Below are 19,926 nucleotides of genomic sequence, written 5' to 3' on the forward strand. Positions count from 1 at the left end.
GGTTATAACCAGACATATACTGGTTATAACCAGCTTTGTCTACTCGACACGCTCGGAGGGAATATGTCGAAAGCGGATCAAATCGTCGCCGGCCTGGGTGGCGCGGACAACATCGTCGAGGTGGAAGGGTGTATCACCCGCCTGCGCGTCGAGGTCAAGGACGCGGGCCGGGTGGACGAGAAGGCGCTCAAGGCCGCCGGCGCCCACGGCGTCGTCAAGATGGGTGACGCGGTCCAGGTCGTGGTCGGCCCGACCGCCGACGCCCTGGCCGAAGACATCAACGACATGATCTGAGCGCCATGAGCACCGAGATTCTCGCGCCGCTCGACGGCCGCGCGATGCCCCTGTCCGAGGTGCCCGATCCGGTCTTCTCGGCCGAGATGGTGGGCGCGGGCGTGGCCATCGAACCCCTCGACACCGACGACGCCACCACCGTCGTCGCCCCCGTCACCGGCTCGATCGTGAAGCTGCACCCGCACGCCGCGGTCATCGTCACCGACGACGGCACCGGCGTGCTGCTGCACGTCGGCATCGACACCGTCGGCAAGGGCGACCTGTTCGAGGTGAAGGCCGCCGAGGGCGATCGGGTCACCGCGGGCGATCCGCTGATCACCTTCTCCCCCAACGCTGTTCGCCGCCTCGGCTTGAGCGCGGCCGTGCCGGTCGTCGTCATGGACAGCGCCCCGGGGTCGGCCCGAAACGCCCACACCGGTCCGGTCACCACGGGCTCGGTGCTGTTCACGCTGTGACACGGGACATTGATTGAGCCGCTGCCCGATCAGGTGGCGGCTCAGTTGTTTTCGACGGTCCCGGACCGGGCTAGCTGTCCTCGGCGGAGACGGTCATGTAGACCTGGTAGCGATCAGCGCGGTACCAGGATTGCGCGTGCTCCACGGCCCGGTCGCGCGAATACGAGATCCGGTCGAAAGCCAGTAGCGGCGAACCGGTTTCGGTGCCCAGCCAGCCCGCGTGCCGCTCGTCGGCGGCCACCGCGCGCACGCTCTGCTCGGCACGGTCGATCGGGCAGTCGTACTCGCGGGAGAACAGCGCGTAGAGCGACTGTGTCAGTTCGTGATCCAGCAGCTCGGGCAGCAGATCGACGCGGTACCAGCCGTCGTCGATGGACATGGGCAGCCCGTCGGCCAGCCGCAGCCGAACCAGGTGATACGCCTTCGTATTCGCGGTCAGCCCCAGCGCGGCCGCCGAGGCCGGGGGCGGCACCGCGTGGTCGGTGTGCAGCACCACCGTGCTCGGGGTGCGGCCGAGGCGGCGCATGTCGTCGGTGAACGAGGCCATGTGAAGCCGGGATCGGGCCACCCGCTCGGCGACGAACGTGCCCTTACCGGGGACGCGGGTGATGACGCCCTCGGATTCGAGCTGGCCCAGCACCTCGCGCACGGTCATGCGGCTGACCCGGTAGTCGTCGCACAGCTGGCGTTCGCTGGGCAGCATCTCGCCGGGACGCAGATTCGCACAGAGGGTGGTGAGCGCCGAACGCAGCTGCGCTTGCTTGGTCACGCGCCCTGACACGTCGATCCGGTCCTTTCCGCCCCCCGCAGGCTGCGGGCGCGGTCACTTCTCGTTGCGCGCCTTGGGGAATCGCTTCTGGTGTGCGACCCAGCCTGCCATCTTGGCCCAGTGGCCCTTCGCGGGGGTGACCTTCGAGATGAGCTCGCGGTCCCACTCCTCGGTCTCGGACAGGCCCGCGACGGTCTCCACGAGGCTCTTGGCGGCTTCCATGGACCCGACGACGCGGTCGCCCAGGACGCCGTCGGCGCCGACCAGGGTGACGCGGACGCCGATGCGTCCGATGGGCTGCAGCACCGCGGTGGCGGAGCCGCCGTGCTCGGCGACGAATCCCTTCACGGAATCCACGACGGACGGCGACAGCTTCTCGGATGCCGGGGCGGCGGTAGCGCTCATGCGCTGCAGTTTACCCACGGGTAATTCAGCGTCCATGAACCACCGCGCATCTCACATTCCGCGAGCCGCCGCGCACCGCCCGCACCGGGCGATGTCAGACTGATTCCATGCACGCCATCGAGGTTTCCGAGCACGGCGGTCCCGAAGTCCTGCGGTACGTGGAGGTGCCGGACCCGCAGGCGGGACCGGGCCAGTTGCTGGTGCGGACGCAGGCGAGCGGAATCAACTTCATCGACACCTATATTCGGACCGGCCGGTACCCGCAGGCGGTGCCCTATATCCCGGGATCCGAGGGCAGCGGCGTGGTGACCGCGGTGGGGCCGGATGTGACCGAGTTCCAGGTCGGGGATCGGGTGGCATGGGCGGCCGCGCCCGCGAGTTACGCCGAGCAGGTGGTCGTGCCTGCGGCCGTGGCGATTCCGGTGCCGGACGGGGTGGACTCGGCGGTCGCGGCGTCCGCGCTGTTGCAGGGCATGACGGCGCACTACCTGATCGAGTCGATCTACAAGCCCGAGCCGGGCGAGAGTGTGCTGGTGCACGCCGGGGCCGGTGGCGTCGGGCTGATCCTGACACAGCTGCTGGCGGCGCGCGGGGTCCGGGTCATCACCACGGTGTCGACCGACGACAAGGAGAAGCTGTCGCGCGAGGCCGGGGCCGCCGAGGTACTGCGCTACGACGAGGACATCGCGGCACGGGTGCGGGAACTCACCGACGGCGTGGGTGTGGCAGCGGCGTATGACGGTGTGGGCGCCTCGACCTTCGAGGCCAGTCTGGCGTCCACCCGGATTCGCGGGATGGTGGCGCTGTTCGGCGGGGCCAGCGGGCCGGTGCCGCCGTTCGATCCCCAGCGGCTCAATCCGCTGGGCTCGCTGTTCGTGACCCGGCCGACGCTGGTGCACTACACCCGGGATCGGGCCGAATTGCGGTGGCGCGCAGGCGACATCATGAACGCGATCGCGGACGGCACGCTGCGCATCCGGATCGGCGGCAGCTACCCGCTCGCGGAGGCCGAGCAGGCGCACCGGGATCTGGAGGGCCGCCGGACCACCGGCTCGATCGTGCTGGTGCCCTGAGGTTTTCGTCAGCCGAGATCGCGGCCGGTGAGGCCGCGGTAGACGAATCGGGTGAGGGCGTCCACGGCCTGCTCGTCGGTGAGCGCCGGGCCACCCTCCTGCACCGCCTGCAACAGGCCGGTGGCCGCCGCGAACATCATGGCCAGGGTGGCGTCGGCGGAACCGGGTAGGCGCAGGCCGGCGGGGGTGAATCCGTCGAGGTGGTCGGCCACCTCGTCGCGCTGCTCGGTGGCGAAACGCGCTGCGATGCGGGCGAAGTCGTCGTTGACCAGGGCCGCCTGCTGCACGGCGCGCAGCACCGGCCAGTTCTTGCGGGCGAAGGTCCAGTAGCTCGCGATGTGGTACCGCACCGACTCCGGGTCGGTGAAGTCGGCGGTGTGCGCCGGGTCCTCGGCGGAGGTATCGCTCTCGTCGGCAAGGTCCTTCAGCAATGACTGGAGCAGTTCCTCCTTGCTCGCGAAGTGGTTGTAGAACGAGCCCGCGGCCCGGCCTGCGGCCGCGGTGATGTCGGTGATCTTGGTGTTGAGGTAGCCGCGTTCAGCGAACAGCTGCCGGGCGGCGTGCTTGAGCGCCTGTTCGGTCTCGGCCGATTTCTCACTGCGGCGGGCTGCCACCATCCACCTCCTTGACAGCGGAAGGTACCACCCAGAATACTGAATCCACATTCAGTGAATTCAGATTCAGTATTGGAGTTGCCATGAATCCGCAGGTCCTCATCGCGGGAGCCGGGCCTACCGGGCTCGTCCTCGCCATCGATCTGGCGCGTCGCGGCATCGGGGTGCGCATCGTCGACAAGGCCGGGGAGTTCTTCGCCGGGTCGCGCGGGGATGGGCTGCAACCGCGCACCCTCGAGGTGTTCGACGATCTCGGGGTGCTCGACGCGGTACTCGCGCAGGGCGCGCCCCAGGCGCCGCTGCTGGTGCACCTGGACGGACAGTTCGCGATGGAACGGCGCATGAGCGCCTGGCGGGAACCCACCCCCGATGTGCCGCATCCGAATCCCTGGGTGCTGGCCCAGGCCGATACCGAGCGGGTGCTGCGCGAGGGGCTGGCCGAATTCGGGGTGCGCGTCGAAACCGGCACGGCCGTGGTGGATTTCAGCGCGGACGACGCCGGCGTGTCCGTGACCCTCGACCGTGCGGGGACGACCGAGACCGTGCGGGCCGACTATCTGGTCGGCGCGGACGGCGGGCGCAGTATCGTGCGCAAGACGCTGGGAATTCGGTTCGAGGGCACCACCGATGAGTCGATCCGCATGTTGCTGGGCGACGTGTGCGCGGATGTCCTCGATCATTCGGTCGGGTACTGGTTCGCCGACAGCACCTCCCCCATGGACGGGATCGCGCTGATGCCGCTGCCGGGTGGCCGGAAGTTCCAGTTCGCGACCGGTCTCAGCGCCGAGTCCGGCACGGAGCTCGCGGTCCTGCAGGACCATGTCACGCGACGCTCCCGGCGGGACGACATCATTCTGAGCGATCTGACCTGGTCGACGGTGTGGCGGCCGAATGTTCGTCTCGCACAGCGGTATCGGTCCGGTCGGGTGTTCCTGGCCGGGGACGCCGCGCACGTGCATCCGCCAACCGGCGGGCAGGGGCTCAATACCGGTGTGCAGGATGCCTACAACCTCGGCTGGAAACTCGAAGTCGCGCTGCGTCATCCGGGACCCGCGAGCGAGGCGCTGCTGGACAGCTACGAGACCGAGCGCCGCGCCGTGGCCGCGCGCATCCTCGGTCTGAGCAGTGCGCTGCTCGACAAGACCGTGAAGGGCGATCCGGATGCCATGGATCGCGAGGGCACCCATCAGCTCGACATCAGCTACCGGGAGACCGGCGACGACTCGGCGGGGCTGCGGGCCGGTGACCGCGCCCCGGACGCGCCCTTGGTCGACGCCGACGGAAAGCCCGTGCGGCTCTTCGACCTGTTCCGCGGTCCGCATGCCACACTGCTGGCATTCGGTCCGGGCATGGCCGCCGATCAGGCCGGATCCGCGGCGGCAGATCTCCGGACCGTCCATGTCGCCGGGCCGGAATCCGCTTCGGGCAATGGTGAATTCATCGATGCCGAGGGGGCCGCGCGGCGCGCGTACGACGTGGCCGGCAGCGGTTGGGTCGTCGTCCGTCCTGACGGATATGTCGGATCCCGCAGCACGCCTACCGCGCGGTAGCGCCGCGAATCCTCGTGCCGGGCGACCAGCCCGAAGCCCCTGCGATCCCCAGCGCCGGGCATACCGTGCAGAATGATCATGCTGCCGCGCAAGACGATTCGCTGAGACCGTTACATTTTCGGCCACGCGAGGGTGCCGCGACCCCGTAAGGTGGTCGCGGCGAGGGTTCGGGCGGCCGGCAGGTAGAGGCGCATCGGTCAGAGGTGGTTCTGGGATGTTGGTGAAGGTCCGTAACGACGACCCGTCGCGGCTGTCGAGCACCGAACGCACCGTGGTGAACTGGCTGAAATCCTGGAGCGGGCCGCACGCCGTGCCCGGCATCGCCGTCGTGCAGTGCCAGGACGCCGACGTGGTGGTGTGGACGCCGCAGACCTGTGTGGTGGTCGGCGTGCACGGATTCACCGAGCGGGTCGCCGGGACGCTGTCGTGCGCGCAGGACGAGCCGTGGACCGTGGACGGCAAGCCCGCACCGATCGACGGGGACGCCGATCCACTCGAGCGGGTGCGCCGCCAGACCGTGGACCTGGCCGGGCAATTGCGTTCCGCGCCCGGCCGGGAGCATGTGCCCGTCAGCGGGCTGGTGCTGCTGGTGCCGCAACTGGGCAGTCGCGTGAAGCTGGAGAAGGGCACGCTACCCACCGGTATCGACGTGCTGATCGGCGACGGGCCGTCCTCGCTGCGCGCGTATTTCACCACGCTGGCCGAGGGCGCTCCGGCGTCGTGGGACGCGGGGCAGGTCGGGCAGGCGCTGGGAGCGCTCGGGTTCGCCGCCGCCGCAACCTATTCCGATCTGGTCTCGGAGGGATTCCCCGTGCCGGACTCGGCGCGGGACGCCCCGTTGCCGTTCGCGAACCGGGCGACCGAGGTGATGGTGCCGTCGGTTCCGTCCGAGCCCGTCCGGCCCGCCGAAGACCCGGACGGACCCAGCCTGGCCGAACAAGGATCCGGGGACGAACCGGCGGGCGGCGATCGTCCTGTCGTACAGCAGGATCCGAAACCCCGGACAGGCGGTGCGGGCAAGGCCGCCGCGGCCGCCATCGCCGGTGCGGCTTCGGCGACCGCCGCCGAGCGGGCCTACCGCGCACTCGCGGGTGGGTCCGAGCCGCGCACGGCGAGCCGGGGCACGCCACCGCCTCCGACACCGATCCCGGGTGCCGCCGCGGCGGGGCGGCCGCCACAGGCCAGGCCGACACAGCCCCTGCCCGTACCGCCCGGTCCGCCACAGTTCGGGCAGCAGCCCCAGCAGCCCGGACCGCCGGGTTTCGGGCCGGGACCCCAATCCCGGCCGCAGCAGGGACCTTCCGGTCCCCCACCGGAGCAGCGGTTCCCGCTGTGGAACGAGCGGCAGGGCACCGGCGGGGCCGAGAAGAAGCGTCGCAAGGATCTGCCGATCATCGGCGGGCTGGTGCTGGCGGTCGTCATCCTGGTGATCGCCATCGCCTGCACGGGCCACACCACGCCCTCGCCCAGCAAGCAGCAGCCGGCGCGCTCCGCCGTCGTCGAGGCGACCACCACGACGCATACGGTCGACCCGACGTTGCCGAAGACGACCGTGCCGCCCGCCTGTTTCCCGTTGCAGCCCTGCAACTGACCGCTCCCCCGTGCCGGAATCCGGTGCGGGGCTGGGGAAGCCGGAACGGCTGTACGCCGGACATGGCGCCGAGAACCAGGATGCCGTTTTCAGCGCGGCATCGCGTAAAGGCGGTGTGCCGCAGCGTCGTACGCCGGTCGGCCGGTGACACCGACAAGGTCGATGTCGCCGCATGGGAGATCCGCGGCCGGGTCGGCGAGGTGGGTGCGCCAGCGGATGTCGCCGCCGGCGATCGCGTAGACCGAATCGTTCCCGGTGGCGGCGATGACCGTGTCACCGTCCACGATCGGCCGACGGTACACCGGACCGCCGAGGGTCATGCTGTGCGCCATCACCACCGCGTTCCGTGCGCCACCACCACGTACCCATCGGCCCGGCCCCTTCTCCGCGATCGTGACACACCGCCGCAGTGCCACCGATGAATTCCGCCGCGCGGTACCGTCCCTACCGATATGACCGCACACATCCTTGAAACCCCCGAAGCCGATCTCGCCTACGACCTGCTGGGTCCCGCGCCGTCCGCGAGCGCGCACCGGCCGCTCATGATGATCGGCCAGCCCATGACCGCCGACGGATTCGCCACGCTGGCTTCGTATTTCCCGGAGCGGACCGTGATCACCTACGATCCGCGCGGGCTCGGCCGCAGCATCCGCAAGGACGGGCGCACCGACAATTCACCGACCGTCCAGGCCGAGGACGTGCACGCGCTGATCACCGCGCTCGGCGTGGGCCCGGTGGACCTGTTCGCCAGCAGCGGCGGCGCGGTCACCGCACTGGCCCTGGTCACCGCGCATCCGGACGATGTCACCACGCTGGTGGCGCACGAGCCGCCGATGATCCCGGTGCTGCCCGACGCCGCGGCCGCGGTACGGGCCCGTGCCGCGGTTCGCGACGCGTACGAGGCCAAGGGAATGTTCGCGGGCATGGCGGCTTTCATCGCCTGGACCTCATGGCAGGGCGAACTCACCGATGCCTACTTCGCCCAGCCGCCGGCGGATCCGGCCATGTTCGGCATGCCGACCGAGGACGACGGCACTCGCGGCGACCCGCTGCTGTCGGAAGCCTCCTGGGCGATCACCGACTACGCCCCCGATGTAGAGGCGCTGCAGGCGGCGAGCACCCGGGTACTCATTGCCGTGGGCGAGGAGTCCGCCGGTGTCTTCACCGGCCGCACCGCCGAGGCCACCGCGACCATGCTGGGCAGCAGCACTGTCGTATTCCCCAGTCACCACGGCGGATTCACCGGTGCCGACAGCGGCTACCCTGGCCGGCCCGAGGCCTTCGCACAGCGACTGCGCGACGTTCTCGACGAGAGCTGACGCGACGAATAGTCCGGTATGAGGTATTCGCCCTGTTTGCTGATCAAACAGGGCGCGCCCCGGAGACAGCGGCCGCAGCACCTGCTCGTAGCGCTGACAGGGGCCCGCGAAATCCGCCGGGGTACCGAGGAGTTCGCCGGCGAGCAGGTACGCGCCGAGCAGCGCGAGCGCGGTGCCCATACCGGTCATCGGCGATCCGCAGGAGGCGGTGTCGCCGAGCAGCGCCACCCGGGCGACCTGCGGGTCAGCGGGTGGGGCGGGCGCCGATGATGCTGGCGCGCTCCATGATTCGGACGTTCGGCCAGTAGTCGCTGGCGGCGTAGTGCTGGACGGCGCGGTTGTCCCAGAAGGCGACGGTGTCGGGCTCCCAGTGTAGGCGGACCTGATGTTCGGGGGCATCGGCGCTGCGGCAGAGGCGGTCGATGAGGGCGCGGCCCTCGTCGAGGTCCAGGCCGGGGATGTGGTCGGTGAAGACGCGGTTGACGTAGAGGTGTTTGCGGCCGGTGGCGTCGTGGCGGCACACCATCGGGTGACGGACCGACGGATGTTCGGCCCGCATCTTCGCGCGTTGCTCCTCGTCGAGCGCGTGACCGAAGACGCGCGTGAAATCGTGGACGGCATCGAGGGTTTCGATGCGGGCGCGGGTGCCGTCGTCGAGGGCGTCATAGGCCGCGTACATGTCCGCGAACAGGGTGTCGCCACCGAGGGACGGCACCGAGATCGCATGCAGGACAGCGCCCATCGACGGTTGCGCACGCCATGTGACGTCGTGATGCCAGGCATTCTCGAATCCGCTGACCTGGGCGCTCTTCTCGAACCGGACGAGTTCGGGGCAGTCGGTATTGGACGGGATGAACGGGTGGACCTCGAGCTCGCCGAAGCGGCGGGCGAAGGCCACGTGCCGCTCGGCGGTGAGCGGCTGGTCGCGGAAGAACAGCACCTTGTACTCGTGCAGTGCCCGGCGGATATCGGCGATCACCGCGTCGGGCAGCTCGCCGGTCAGATCCACGCCGGAGATCTCCGCGCCGAGCGTCGCGCCGACCTGACGAGCGTCGAAGTGCTGCCATTCCAGCCCCGCCAGACGGTCGCGTTCGACGGCGAGATGCGAATACGGTCCCGACCACACCGGATATCCGGGCAGCTGAACCGTGCGGGGCGCGAAGCCGGCGGCGGGGTCCTTGTCGGCGATCACAGTCATGACGACCTTCTCTGCTGATCGAACGGCGAGTGTAGTCGAGTGACTACACTCGATATCCGCTACTGTAGTCATGTGACTACACCAGAGGCAAGAGCAACCGGAACCGACAGCGGTCCATCCGGACGCGACGAGGTGGTGTCCGCGATCCTCACCCACGCGGCGGACCTGTTCGCCGAGCGCGGCCCGGCCGCGACCTCCATCCGCGATATCGCCGATCGGGCCGGGGTGAACCACGGCCTGGTGTTCCGGCACCTCGGCGCCAAGGACAAGCTGGTCTCGGCCGTCCTCGACCACCTCTCGGCCGAGACCGCCGAACTCGCCGCCACCGGCATCCTCACCCCGGAGGATCCGCGGCTGCGCCGGCACTGGAGTGTGCTGGCCCGCTGCATCCTCGACGGCTACCCGGTCGGGCAACTACAGAGCCGATTCCCGGTCGTCACAACCCTGATCGACCAGGCACGAGAGCATCGCGCCGACGACCGCGATCCCGCGCTCGCGGGCGCGCACGTCGCGGCCTTCATCCTCGGCTGGCAACTGTTCGAGCCGTTCCTGCGCACGGCCGCCGGACTCGAGAACCTGCCCGGCGACCGCCTGCAGCAGGCCATCAATACCGAAGCCGCGCGACTACTGCTTGGCGAACCGCAGGTGGGTGACGGTCCCCGTGCTGACCATGTCCGCGACGCGGTACCCCGGGAGGGCGCCGAGATCATCGAAGAGCCGCTCACCACCGCCGAGCAGGATCGGGACCAGCGCGAGGTGTAGCTCGTCGACCAGACCGGCCGCCAGGAAGCTACGTACCGTCCCCGCACCACCCCCGAGCCGCACGTCCTGCCCCGCGGCCGCGTCGAACGCCTGCTTCAGCACCGCTTCGGGCTCTCCGGAAACGAAGTGGAAAGTCGTGCCGCCCTTCATGGTGAGCGAGGGGCGGGGGTAGTGGGTCATCACGAAGGTGTCGTGACCATACGGCGGAGTCTCACCCCACCAGCCCATCCAGGAATGGTCGGGCCACTCACCGCGCACCGGGCCGAACATGTTGCGGCCCATGATCGTCGCCCCGATATTGCGATCCCCCGCGGCGAGACAGTCGTTGTCGACCCCGATCTCACCGCCGGTCTCCCCCATCATCTCCCGGCCGTACCGAGTCCGGAAAACCCACTCGTGCAACCGTTCTCCCCCGACCCCCAGGGGAGCGTCGGCCCGTTGATCGGGCCCGGCGGCGAAACCGTCCAGCGAGACGGCGAAATTGTGAACACGAAGCTTCGGCATGACGCGGTCCTCTCGGGCGAGCGGGCGGCGATTCCGCCCACTACCCTCTCATCGAACGGCGCCGAGCCGAATCGACACGCGCGTCGGGATCAGCCGAAGAGGATGTGGCCCAGCGTGTGCCAGCCGAGGACCGAGTCGACGGCGAGGCCGCAGAAGACGACGGCCAGGTAGTTGTTGGACTGCAGGAACAGCCGGAGGGGCTTGACGGATTCGCCCTTGCGGACACCGGAGTACAGCTGGTGGGCCATGAGCAGGAACCAGGCGCCGGCCACCAGGGCGACGGCGGCGTAGATGACGCCGGCGGCGGGGACCAGGGCGAAGGTGGCGAGGACGGTCAGCCAGGTGTAGATGACGATCTGCTTGGTGACGGCCCGCTCGGTGGCCACGACCGGGAGCATCGGGACGCCCGCGGCCTTGTAATCCTCCTTGTACCGCATGGCGAGTGCCCAGGTGTGCGGCGGCGTCCAGAAGAAGATCACCAGGAACAGCACGATGGCGGGCCAGCCGATGGTGCCGGTGACCGCGGACCAGCCGACGAGGGCGGGCATGCAGCCGGCGGCGCCGCCCCACACCACGTTCTGCGAGGTCCGGCGCTTGAGGCCGAGGGTGTAGACGAAGACGTAGAACAGGATGGTCGCCACGACCAGCGCGCCCGAGAGCAGGTTGGCCTGCCACCACAGCCAGGCGAAGGAGGCCAGGCCGAGGGCGACGCCGAACACGAAGGCATTGCGGGTCGGGACGGCCTCGCGGGCCAGCGGACGCTTGGAGGTCCGCTTCATCACCTTGTCGATATCGGCGTCGGCCACACAGTTGAGGGTGTTGGCGCTGGCCGCGCCCATCCAGCCGCCGAACAGGGTGACCAGGATGAGCCGGATGTCGACGTGGCCGCGATCGGCCAGCAGCATGGTGGGAATCGTTGCGACGAGCAGCAATTCGATGACCCGGGGCTTGGTGAGCGCGATGTAGGCGAGGACCCGCCTGGTCGCCGCCGCGATCGGGCCACTGCCCGTGACACGGTCGGCGAGCACCGCCCCGGAGGAGCCGTGAGCGCCACCCGGCTGTTGCCCAATCCCCACTGTTTCTCCTCGCACGCCGTGACTACTACAGAGCATGGTAGACCCACGCGGACCATGCTCCCGACCAGGTCCACCCCGGCGCGGCCCGAGACCGGTTCGCGATGCGCACACCGGGTAGTCACGAACAGGTCCGGGAAACGCCACGAACCAGAGACACGGCGGACAGTGATTGCGGGTTCCCGTATGAGCACGAAACGCCGCCCCTTAGGGTGGTTGTAGATCGGTGCGGCCGCGTCGCACCCGGATCGAACGCAGCGAATCCCCCGCCCGCCCACAACCGCATCGTTGACGAGAAGGTCAGGAGAACCTCGGTCGTGTCAGTCACAGACGACATCCGCGCGCTCACTCAGCCGAACCACCCCACCGACTGGACCGATCTGGATACCAGAGCCGTCGACACGGCCCGGGTCCTCGCCGCCGATGCGGTCCAGAACGCCGGCAACGGCCACCCGGGCACCGCGATGAGCCTGGCCCCGCTCGCGTACACGCTGTTCCAGCGGGTAATGCGGCTGGATCCCAGTGACCCGGCCTGGGTGGGCCGCGACCGTTTCGTGCTCTCCTGCGGTCACTCCAGCCTCACCCTCTACATCCAGTTGTACCTGGCGGGCATGGGCCTCGAGCTGACCGACCTCGAGCACCTGCGCAAGTGGGGCTCGCTGACCCCGGGTCACCCGGAGTACCGCCACACCGACCACGTCGAGATCACCACCGGCCCGCTGGGCCAGGGCCTGGCCTCCGCGGTCGGCATGGCGATGGCGGCGCGGCGCGAGCGCGGCCTGTTCGATCCCCAAGCGGCACAGGGCAACTCGGCATTCGACCACTTCATCTACGTGGTGGCCTCCGACGGTGACATGGAGGAGGGCGTCACCTCCGAGGCGTCCTCACTGGCGGGCACGCAGCAGCTGGGCAACCTGATCGTCTTCTACGACGACAACAAGATCTCCATCGAGGACGACACCCGCATCGCCTTCACCGAGGACACCGCCGCGCGCTACCAGGCCTACGGCTGGCACGTGCAGACCGTCGAGGGCGGCGAGGACGTGACCGGCATCGAAGCCGCCATCGCCGCGGCGCAGGCCGTGACCGACAAGCCGTCGATCATCCTGCTGCGCACCATCATCGGCTACCCGGCCCCGAACAAGATGAACACCGGTTCCTCACACGGCGCCGCGCTGGGGGCCGACGAGGTCGCGGCCACCAAGAAGATCCTGGGCTTCGACCCGGAGAAGAGCTTCGACGTGGACGCCGCGGTCATCGCGCACTCGCGCGGCAATGTCGCCGACCGCGCCAAGGCCGCCCGTGCCGCCTGGCAGGAGCAGTTCGACGCCTGGGCCGCCGCCAACCCGGAGAACAAGGCGCTGTTCGACCGTCTGCAGGAGCGGCGCCTACCCGAGGGCTGGACCGAGACCCTGCCGACCTACGAGGCCGACCCGAAGGGCATGGCCACCCGCAAGGCGTCGGGCAAGGTCCTCGCGGCCCTGGCCCCGGTGCTGCCGGAGCTGTGGGGCGGTTCGGCCGACCTGGCCGAGTCCAACAACACCACCATGCCGGGTGCGGCGTCCTTCGGCCCGGAGTCCATCTCCACCGGTGCGTGGAAGGCCAACCCGTACGGCCGGACCCTGCACTTCGGCGTGCGTGAGCACGCCATGGGCTCGATCCTGAACGGCATCGCACTGCACGGACCGACCCGTCCGTACGGTGGCACCTTCCTGGTGTTCTCCGACTACATGCGCCCGGCCGTGCGCCTGGGCGCGCTCATGCGCACCCCGGTCACCTACGTCTGGACCCACGACTCCATCGGCCTCGGCGAGGACGGCCCGACCCACCAGCCGATCGAGCACCTCGCGGCCCTGCGCGCCATCCCGGGCCTGAACGTGGTCCGGCCCGGCGACGCCAACGAGACCACCTACGCGTGGCGCACCATCCTGGAACGCGATAGCGCCGAACGGCATTCGCACTTCCTGGTCTCCGAGCCCCCGCACCAGGACGGCCCGTCCGCGCTCGCGCTGACCCGCCAGGACCTGCCGATCCAGGAGGGCACCAGCTACGAGGGCGTCCGCAGGGGCGGCTACATCCTGGCCGAATCCTCCACTGGCACACCGCAGGTAATCCTGATCGCCACCGGTTCGGAACTGCAGCTCGCCGTCGAGGCGCGCGCTACGCTCGAGGCACAGGGCATCGGCACCCGCGTGGTGTCCATGCCGTGTGTCGAGTGGTTCGACGCGCAGGAGCAGTCCTACCGCGACGAGGTCCTGCCGCCGTCGGTGCGGGCCCGCGTCACGGTCGAGGCCGGGATCGCGATGCCGTGGCACCGTTTCACCGGTGACGCCGGCGAGAACGTGTCCATCGAGCACTTCGGTGCCTCGGCCGACTACAAGACCCTGTTCTGCGAATTCGGCATCACCGCCGACGCCGTCGTCGACGCTGCCACTCGCTCGCTTGCCAAGGTGAAGGGATAGTTGTCATGACCCAGAACACGAACACCGCGGCCCTGTCGGCCGCCGGAGTTTCGGTGTGGCTGGACGATCTGTCGCGCGATCGCATCAAGTCCGGAAATCTGAAGGGCCTGATCGATTCCCGCAACGTCGTCGGCGTCACCACCAACCCGACCATTTTCCAGGGCGCGCTCTCCAAGGGCCACGCCTACGACGAGCAGGTGACCGAGCTCGCCGCCCGCGGCGCGGACGTCGACTCGGCCATCCGCACCATCACCACCGATGACGTGCGCGCGGCCTGCGATGTGTTCGCCGACGTGTTCGCCGCGAGCAACGGTGTGGACGGCCGGGTTTCGATCGAGGTCGACCCGCGTCTGGCCTTCGACACCGACGGCACGGTGGCCCAGGCCATCGAGCTGTGGAAGATCGTGGACCGGCCCAACCTGTTCATCAAGATCCCGGCCACCGAGGCCGGCCTGCCGGCCATCACCCGGGTGATCTCCGAGGGCATCAGCGTGAACGTGACGCTGATCTTCTCTGTGCAGCGCTACATCTCGGTGATGGGCGCCTACCTCGACGGTCTGCGCAACGCGGCCACCGCCGGGCACGACATCGCCAAGATCCAGTCCGTCGCCTCGTTCTTCGTCTCCCGCGTGGACACCGAGATCGACAAGCGCCTGGAGACCATCGGCACCCCGGAGGCGCTGGCGCTGCGCGGCAAGGCCGGAATCGCCAACGCGCACCTGGCCTATGCCGCGTACCAGGATGTGTTCGAAAGCGGCAGCCACACCGACATCTACGTCAAACTGGCGTCGGCGGGCGGCAACAAGCAGCGCGCGCTGTGGGCGTCGACCGGTGTCAAGAATCCCGAGTACTCGGACACCATGTACGTGACCGAACTGGTCGCCCCGAACACGGTGAACACGCTGCCGGAGAAGACCCTCGAGGCGGTCGCCGACCACGCCGTGATCGAGCCGAACGCGGCCGTCGGCAAGGCGGCCGAGGCACAGGCGGTCTTCGACCAGCTGGTCGCGGTCGGCATCGACCTCGATGACGTGTTCGGTGTCCTCGAGACCGAGGGTGTCGACAAGTTCGTCGCCTCCTGGGACGAACTGCTCGTGGCCACCACCGAAAAGCTGCAGGTGGCGGGAGGAAACTGACGGTGGCAGGCGCAGCGACGACGGTCGCGACGCCGAACCCGCTGCGCGATGAACGCGACAGCCGGGTTCCGCGGATCGCTGGACCGTGCAGCTTGGTGATTTTCGGCGTTACCGGTGACCTGTCGCGGCGCAAAGTGCTGCCGGCCATCTACGACCTGGCGAACCGGGGGCTGCTGCCCCCGGGTTTCTCCCTGGTCGGCTTCGCACGCCGGGATTGGACCGACGAGGACTTCGCGAACCTGGTTCACGAGTCGGTGTCGGCCTCGTCGCGCACTCCCTTCCGGGACGAGGTGTGGCAGCAGCTGAAGGAGGGCCTGCGGTTCGTCCGCGGCACGTTCGAGGACGACGCGGCCTTCCACAAGCTGGCCACCACCCTCAAGGATCTGGACCGGGATCGCGGGACCGGCGGCAATACCGGTTTCTACCTGTCGATTCCGCCCAGTGACTTCCCGATCGTGCTGGAGCAGCTGTCCAAGAACGGTCTGGCCGAGCCCGCGGATTCGCCCGCGGGACAGCCCGAACCGTGGCGGCGGGTGGTGATCGAGAAGCCCTTCGGGCACGACCTGAAGAGCGCTCAGGAGCTCAACGCGCTGGTGAACACGGTGTTCCCGGAGCGTTCGGTGTTCCGCATCGACCACTATCTGGGCAAGGAGACGGTGCAGAACATTCTGGCGCTGCGCTTCGCCAACCAGCTGTGGGATCCGATCTGGAACGCCAACTATGTGGATCATGTGCAGATCACCATGGCCGAAGACATCGGCCTGGGTGGTCGCGCGGGCTACTACGACGGGATCGGCGCGGCCCGCGACGTCATCCAGAACCATCTGTTGCAGCTGCTGGCCCTGACGGCCATGGAAGAGCCGGTGAGCTTCCAGCCCAAGCAGCTGCAGATCGAGAAGATCAAGGTGCTCTCGGCGACGAAACTCGTTGCGCCCCTGGACGAGACGACCGCGCGCGGTCAGTACACGGCAGGCTGGCAGGGCAGTGAGCCGGTGGTGGGTCTGCTGCAGGAGGAGGGTTTCGACCCCAACTCCCGCACCGAGACCTACGCGGCCATCACCCTCGCGGTGGAGACCCGCCGCTGGGCGGGCGTGCCGTTCTATCTGCGCACCGGAAAGCGCCTGGGCCGCCGCGTCACCGAGATCGCGGTGGTGTTCAAGCGGGCCCCGCACCTGCCGTTCGACCAGACCATGACCGAGGAGCTCGGGCAGAACGCGCTGGTCGTCCGGGTGCAGCCGGATGAGGGCATCACCATGCGATTCGGGTCCAAGGTGCCCGGGTCGTCGATGGAGGTGCGCGATGTGAACATGGACTTCAGCTACGGCGAGGCGTTCACCGAGGACTCCCCCGAGGCCTACGAGCGGCTCATCCTGGATGTGATGCTCGGGGTGCCGTCGCTGTTCCCGGTGAACGAGGAGGTCGAATTGTCCTGGCGCATCCTCGATCCCGCGCTCGAGTACTGGGCCCAGACCGGCAAGCCCGACCCGTACCAGGCGGGCGGCTGGGGCCCGGATTCCGCCGACGAGATGCTCGCGCGCAGCGGGCGGGAATGGCGACGACCGTGATCATCGACATGCCCGACACCGACACTCGCGAGGTGTCGAAACGTCTTGTGCAGCTGCGGGAATCCAATGGCGTGGTGACAATGGGGCGGGTGCTCACCCTGGTGGTGTGCACCCTGGACAGCTCCGAGGCCGAGGACGCCATCGACGCCGCCAATGACGCCAGCCGGGAGCACCCGTGCCGGGTGATTGTGCTGGCGCGCGGTGACCGCAATGCCGCGACCCGATTGGACGCGCAGATCCGGGTCGGCGGCGATGCCGGGGCGGCCGAGGTGATAGTGCTTCGGCTGCAAGGGGATCTGGTGCCACACGAGTCGAGTGTGGTCATTCCGTTCCTGCTGCCGGACACGCCGGTGGTGGCGTGGTGGCCCCGGGGCGCGCCGGAGTTCCCGTCCAAGGATTCGGTGGGACGCCTGGCGACCCGCCGCATCACGGACGCGACCTTCGCCTCGGATCCGCAGTCGACCATCAAGGGCCGGCGGCAGTCCTACGCGCCCGGCGACACCGATCTGGCGTGGAGCCGGGTCACCTATTGGCGGGCGCTGCTGGCCGCGGCGCTGGACGAGGCGCCGTTCGAGCCCGTCGAGTCGGTGACGATCTCGGGTCTGCAGGAGGAGCCGGCGCTCGACATGCTGGCGGGCTGGCTGGCCGCCCGGCTGGACTGCCCGGTGGTGCGGCGCACCGGCGAGCTCAAGGTGGAGATGCACCGGCCCACGGTGTCGATCTCCATCGCGCGCCCGCAGACCGGCCGCACCGCGACGCTCACCCGCACCGGCGAACCCGATCAGCGTTTCGCGCTGGCCCGCCGTGAGACCAAGGACTGCCTGGCCGAGGAGCTGCGCCACCTCGACGCGGACGACATCTACGCCGAGGCTCTCACCGGAATCGAAAGGGTGACCTATGAGTAAGCCCGCCGTCGAAACCTTCTCCACCACCGACGAACTCGTGCAGGCCGCGGCCGCGCGGTTCGTGGCCCAGGTGGTGGGGGCGCAGCGCCTGCGCGGCTCCGCCTCGGTGGTCCTGACCGGCGGCGGCACCGGCATCGCCCTGCTGGAATGGGTCCGCAAGGCCCCCGGCGACATCGACTGGTCCCAGCTCGACATCTTCTGGGGTGACGAGCGTTTCGTCCCCACCGGCGATGCCGAACGCAACGAACTCCAGGCCCGCCGGGCGCTGCTGGACCACGTCCCGGTCGACCCGGCCCGGGTGCATCCGACCGAGACCTCGAGCGGCGACTACCCGGACCCGCTCGAAGCCGCGGGCGAGTACTCGGCGGCCGTGCACGCCTACCTCGCCGAGCACGGCGCGTTCGACCTGCACCTGCTCGGCATGGGCGGCGAGGGCCACGTCAATTCGCTGTTCCCGCACACCGCTGCCACGCGTGAGGAACACGAACTCGTTGTGGCGGAAACTCATTCGCCCAAGCCGCCGGCGGTCCGCATCACCCTGACGCTCCCCGCGATCCGGAAGTCCCGTCACGTGATGCTCATCGTCTCCGGTGCGGCCAAGGCCGCGGCGGTCGCCGCTGCCCTCAATGGCGCGTCGCCACTGGATGTTCCGGCCGCGGGCGCGATCGGCAGTGAATCGACCACCTGGCTGCTCGACGAAACCGCCGCCTCCGATCTGCCACGCTGAACGCTGCCCGGACCGGGTGGACCGCATCGCCGACCGGCTGCGGCCCACCCGGTTTTTTCGTTGTCGACGTCGGCCACGTCGGCCGGCAACTTCACGGGACGTCGACGGTTCCATCGGTGCGCTGCGGCGACGCCGGTTCGTCCGCCGGCTCGCCGGTAGCGCCATCCGTGTCGGCGAGCCGCATGACTGCCTCGAAACCCGTTGCGAGACAATCGGTCAGGGCGTCGGGGTGGGGCACCGCCGCGGTGTCGGCGTTGATACCGATACAGCAGGTACCGACGTGGCTGGTCAAGGTGATATTGAAGGCGGCGCCGATGGTGGGGCCGAAGGCGTACATGCGGTCGATACGGGCGCCGGCCAGATAGAGCGGGATCGGAGAGCCCGGAACATCGGAGGCCACGAAATCGACATGTTTGAGCATGCCCGTGACGAGAGCGACGGGCAACCGGTTGAGGGCCGCGGCGATCACACCGGATAGCGGGACAGCGGGTTCACGGCGCTGACCGGCGATGACGGTGTCGAGAGAGCGCATGAGGTCCGCGGTTTCGGGAATGCCGAGCGGGAGCGCGAAGCGGACCAGCGTGATCCGATTGCCGCCCATCGGGTCATCGGGGCGGCGCAGACTGATGGGCATGGTGACGCGCAGCTTGTCGATGCCGGTGCCGAGACGATCATGATAAGTGCGCAGACCGATCAGCACCGCGGTCAGAAACGCGTCGTTCATGGTGCAGCCGGCAGCGCGGGCGGCGCGGTGCAGGCGGTCGGCGGGTACATCGAGCACCGTCAGGTGCCGGGCGAGGCCCCGTTCGGTCATCACCGGGGACAGGGTCGCGGTCACCGGCCTGACCATCCGGGCCACCGAGGCCGCCAGGTTCACGCCATCTCGCACGGCACGCACCGGGTTCGTCAGCGCGCGGCGCACGAGAGCCGGCGCACCGGACAGCCCCGCGCGGGCCACCGCGACCCCGACACTCCAGTTCCACGCGGCGATGTCGCGCAGCCCGCCGCCGGGACCGGCAGGAACGGCGGGCAACGCACCGCGCTCGCGGCCGGCTCGATCGAACTCGAGTATCTCGCTGGCCATGCGGATACCGCCGATGCCGTCGGTGAGACTGTGATGCAGCGTCAGCACCAGCGCGCTTCCCCCACCGGACATTCCGTTCAGCAGGGTGACCCGCCACAGCGGGCGGGCCGGATCGAAGGCTGTCATGGCCTCGGTCCGCGCGAACTCGAGCACCGTGGCCAGATCCGCGGGCGGCACCAGCGCCGCCCGGCGGAGATGCCAGTGCAGGTCGAATTGCGGATCACCGGCCCAGCGCGGCGGTGTCAGCCCGAACGGCACCGGCACCAGCCGCTGCCGCAGCTTTGGCTCCACCCGGGTACCCCGGTCGATGATGCGCACCAGCCGATCCCAGTCCGGCTCGGTGTCCAAGAGCAGCACGGTGACGATCGTCGAGCGGAGCACCGGGTCCTGTTCCATGCTCCAGGAGAACAGGTCCGATTGTGACATGTGAGTCGTCTGCT

Annotated in this window: 19 protein-coding genes and 1 pseudogene; 12 read left to right on the forward strand and 8 right to left on the reverse strand. The window is 69.2% G+C overall.

Annotated features, from left to right (window positions below; translation table 11 throughout):
- Positions 1-63: 63 nt before the first annotated feature.
- Together ON33_RS11640 and ON33_RS11645 are read left to right on the forward strand one after the other, a co-directional pair.
- Entirely contained in the window at positions 64-294 is a 231-nt protein-coding gene (locus ON33_RS11640) for a PTS sugar transporter subunit IIB (RefSeq protein WP_040858361.1), read from the forward strand.
- A gap of 5 nt (positions 295-299) precedes the next feature.
- Positions 300-749: a PTS sugar transporter subunit IIA gene (locus ON33_RS11645; RefSeq protein WP_040858363.1), complete on the forward strand. Its 450-nt coding sequence runs from the start codon at positions 300-302 to the stop codon at positions 747-749.
- A 70-nt stretch (positions 750-819) separates the two neighbouring features.
- Here ON33_RS11645 and ON33_RS11650 read toward each other — a convergent pair whose 3' ends face one another.
- Together ON33_RS11650 and ON33_RS11655 are read right to left on the reverse strand one after the other, a co-directional pair.
- On the reverse strand, positions 820-1,518 hold the full coding sequence (locus ON33_RS11650) for a GntR family transcriptional regulator (protein ID WP_245550483.1): 699 nt from the start codon (positions 1,516-1,518) through the stop codon (positions 820-822).
- A 54-nt stretch (positions 1,519-1,572) separates the two neighbouring features.
- On the reverse strand, positions 1,573-1,923 hold the full coding sequence (locus ON33_RS11655) for a hypothetical protein (RefSeq protein ID WP_040858367.1): 351 nt from the start codon (positions 1,921-1,923) through the stop codon (positions 1,573-1,575).
- Between the two features lie 107 nt (positions 1,924-2,030).
- Here ON33_RS11655 and ON33_RS11660 point away from each other — a divergent pair, with 107 nt between their 5' ends.
- Positions 2,031-2,996, forward strand: coding sequence for a quinone oxidoreductase family protein (locus tag ON33_RS11660; RefSeq protein ID WP_040858369.1), 966 nt, complete (start codon positions 2,031-2,033; stop codon positions 2,994-2,996).
- Positions 2,997-3,004: 8 nt separating this feature from the next.
- On the opposite strand, the gene ON33_RS11665 is transcribed toward ON33_RS11660, so the two are convergent.
- On the reverse strand, positions 3,005-3,613 hold the full coding sequence (locus tag ON33_RS11665; protein ID WP_040858371.1) for a TetR/AcrR family transcriptional regulator: 609 nt from the start codon (positions 3,611-3,613) through the stop codon (positions 3,005-3,007).
- Positions 3,614-3,693: 80 nt separating this feature from the next.
- Here ON33_RS11665 and ON33_RS11670 point away from each other — a divergent pair, with 80 nt between their 5' ends.
- Both ON33_RS11670 and ON33_RS11675 read left to right on the forward strand, forming a co-directional pair.
- The gene (locus ON33_RS11670) at positions 3,694-5,160 is read left to right on the forward strand and encodes an FAD-dependent monooxygenase (protein WP_040858373.1); all 1,467 of its coding nucleotides are present in this window, start codon (positions 3,694-3,696) and stop codon (positions 5,158-5,160) included.
- Positions 5,161-5,374: 214 nt separating this feature from the next.
- The gene (locus ON33_RS11675; protein ID WP_040858375.1) at positions 5,375-6,751 is read left to right on the forward strand and encodes a hypothetical protein; all 1,377 of its coding nucleotides are present in this window, start codon (positions 5,375-5,377) and stop codon (positions 6,749-6,751) included.
- Positions 6,752-6,840: 89 nt separating this feature from the next.
- On the opposite strand, the gene ON33_RS11680 is transcribed toward ON33_RS11675, so the two are convergent.
- Positions 6,841-7,083, reverse strand: coding sequence for a PQQ-binding-like beta-propeller repeat protein (locus ON33_RS11680; RefSeq protein WP_157184491.1), 243 nt, complete (start codon positions 7,081-7,083; stop codon positions 6,841-6,843).
- 120 nt (positions 7,084-7,203) lie between these two features.
- Between ON33_RS11680 and ON33_RS11685 the strand changes: the two genes are divergently transcribed.
- Positions 7,204-8,070, forward strand: a complete 867-nt coding sequence (locus ON33_RS11685; RefSeq protein ID WP_040858378.1) for an alpha/beta fold hydrolase — start codon at positions 7,204-7,206, stop codon at positions 8,068-8,070.
- A gap of 244 nt (positions 8,071-8,314) precedes the next feature.
- Here ON33_RS11685 and ON33_RS11695 read toward each other — a convergent pair whose 3' ends face one another.
- Positions 8,315-9,268, reverse strand: a complete 954-nt coding sequence (locus ON33_RS11695) for a TauD/TfdA dioxygenase family protein (RefSeq protein WP_051151925.1) — start codon at positions 9,266-9,268, stop codon at positions 8,315-8,317.
- Positions 9,269-9,340: 72 nt separating this feature from the next.
- On the opposite strand from ON33_RS11695, the pseudogene ON33_RS11700 reads away from it, so the two are divergent.
- Positions 9,341-9,913 (forward strand): annotated as a pseudogene (locus ON33_RS11700) (TetR/AcrR family transcriptional regulator); the annotation flags it as partial.
- Here ON33_RS11700 and ON33_RS39525 read toward each other — a convergent pair.
- Together ON33_RS39525 and ON33_RS11705 are read right to left on the reverse strand one after the other, a co-directional pair.
- Positions 9,893-10,534, reverse strand: coding sequence for a dihydrofolate reductase family protein (locus ON33_RS39525; RefSeq protein ID WP_083868876.1), 642 nt, complete (start codon positions 10,532-10,534; stop codon positions 9,893-9,895). The pseudogene ON33_RS11700 and the gene ON33_RS39525 overlap by 21 nt on opposite strands.
- Before the next feature lie 89 nt (positions 10,535-10,623).
- On the reverse strand, positions 10,624-11,646 hold the full coding sequence (locus ON33_RS11705) for a heme o synthase (RefSeq protein ID WP_051151926.1): 1,023 nt from the start codon (positions 11,644-11,646) through the stop codon (positions 10,624-10,626).
- A gap of 278 nt (positions 11,647-11,924) precedes the next feature.
- Here ON33_RS11705 and tkt point away from each other — a divergent pair, with 278 nt between their 5' ends.
- From tkt to pgl, 5 genes are read left to right on the forward strand one after another with little or no spacing between them, the layout of a single operon-like run.
- Positions 11,925-14,069, forward strand: coding sequence for a transketolase (gene tkt / locus ON33_RS11710; protein WP_040858384.1), 2,145 nt, complete (start codon positions 11,925-11,927; stop codon positions 14,067-14,069).
- A 5-nt stretch (positions 14,070-14,074) separates the two neighbouring features.
- Positions 14,075-15,205 (forward strand): transaldolase, encoded by a 1,131-nt coding sequence (tal, locus tag ON33_RS11715; RefSeq protein ID WP_040858386.1) that lies wholly within the window; start codon positions 14,075-14,077, stop codon positions 15,203-15,205.
- A 2-nt stretch (positions 15,206-15,207) separates the two neighbouring features.
- Positions 15,208-16,770, forward strand: coding sequence for a glucose-6-phosphate dehydrogenase (gene zwf / locus ON33_RS11720; protein WP_040858389.1), 1,563 nt, complete (start codon positions 15,208-15,210; stop codon positions 16,768-16,770).
- A complete protein-coding gene (gene opcA, locus ON33_RS11725) occupies positions 16,767-17,675 on the forward strand; it encodes a glucose-6-phosphate dehydrogenase assembly protein OpcA (RefSeq protein WP_174391512.1) in 909 nt (302 codons plus the stop codon). Before zwf ends, opcA begins: the two co-directional genes overlap by 4 nt.
- Complete coding sequence (pgl, locus tag ON33_RS11730; RefSeq protein ID WP_040858397.1) at positions 17,668-18,402, forward strand: 6-phosphogluconolactonase; 735 nt, start codon at positions 17,668-17,670, stop codon at positions 18,400-18,402. The genes opcA and pgl overlap by 8 nt, the downstream gene beginning before the upstream one ends.
- Before the next feature lie 91 nt (positions 18,403-18,493).
- On the opposite strand, the gene ON33_RS11735 is transcribed toward pgl, so the two are convergent.
- On the reverse strand, positions 18,494-19,912 hold the full coding sequence (locus ON33_RS11735) for a wax ester/triacylglycerol synthase domain-containing protein (protein WP_063710982.1): 1,419 nt from the start codon (positions 19,910-19,912) through the stop codon (positions 18,494-18,496).
- Between the last annotated feature and the right edge of the window lie 14 nt (positions 19,913-19,926).

It is taken from the genome of Nocardia niigatensis NBRC 100131 (assembly GCF_000308655.1).
Taxonomy (GTDB): domain Bacteria; phylum Actinomycetota; class Actinomycetes; order Mycobacteriales; family Mycobacteriaceae; genus Nocardia; species Nocardia niigatensis.

Bases quoted from the DNA above. Each gene is read 5' to 3' on its own strand.
- ON33_RS11645 (WP_040858363.1), top strand. From the start codon at position 300: ATGAGCACCGAGATTCTCGCGCCGCTCGACGGCCGCGCGATGCCCCTG.
- tal (WP_040858386.1), top strand. From the start codon at position 14,075: ATGACCCAGAACACGAACACCGCGGCCCTGTCGGCCGCCGGAGTTTCG.
- ON33_RS11670 (WP_040858373.1), top strand. From the start codon at position 3,694: ATGAATCCGCAGGTCCTCATCGCGGGAGCCGGGCCTACCGGGCTCGTC.
- ON33_RS11695 (WP_051151925.1), bottom strand. From the start codon at position 9,268: ATGACTGTGATCGCCGACAAGGACCCCGCCGCCGGCTTCGCGCCCCGC.
- pgl (WP_040858397.1), top strand. From the start codon at position 17,668: ATGAGTAAGCCCGCCGTCGAAACCTTCTCCACCACCGACGAACTCGTG.
- ON33_RS11705 (WP_051151926.1), bottom strand. From the start codon at position 11,646: ATGCTCTGTAGTAGTCACGGCGTGCGAGGAGAAACAGTGGGGATTGGG.
- ON33_RS11735 (WP_063710982.1), bottom strand. From the start codon at position 19,912: ATGTCACAATCGGACCTGTTCTCCTGGAGCATGGAACAGGACCCGGTG.
- ON33_RS11675 (WP_040858375.1), top strand. From the start codon at position 5,375: ATGTTGGTGAAGGTCCGTAACGACGACCCGTCGCGGCTGTCGAGCACC.
- ON33_RS11640 (WP_040858361.1), top strand. From the start codon at position 64: ATGTCGAAAGCGGATCAAATCGTCGCCGGCCTGGGTGGCGCGGACAAC.
- ON33_RS11665 (WP_040858371.1), bottom strand. From the start codon at position 3,613: ATGGTGGCAGCCCGCCGCAGTGAGAAATCGGCCGAGACCGAACAGGCG.
- ON33_RS11655 (WP_040858367.1), bottom strand. From the start codon at position 1,923: ATGAGCGCTACCGCCGCCCCGGCATCCGAGAAGCTGTCGCCGTCCGTC.
- ON33_RS11685 (WP_040858378.1), top strand. From the start codon at position 7,204: ATGACCGCACACATCCTTGAAACCCCCGAAGCCGATCTCGCCTACGAC.
- ON33_RS11680 (WP_157184491.1), bottom strand. From the start codon at position 7,083: ATGGCGCACAGCATGACCCTCGGCGGTCCGGTGTACCGTCGGCCGATC.
- ON33_RS11660 (WP_040858369.1), top strand. From the start codon at position 2,031: ATGCACGCCATCGAGGTTTCCGAGCACGGCGGTCCCGAAGTCCTGCGG.
- ON33_RS39525 (WP_083868876.1), bottom strand. From the start codon at position 10,534: ATGCCGAAGCTTCGTGTTCACAATTTCGCCGTCTCGCTGGACGGTTTC.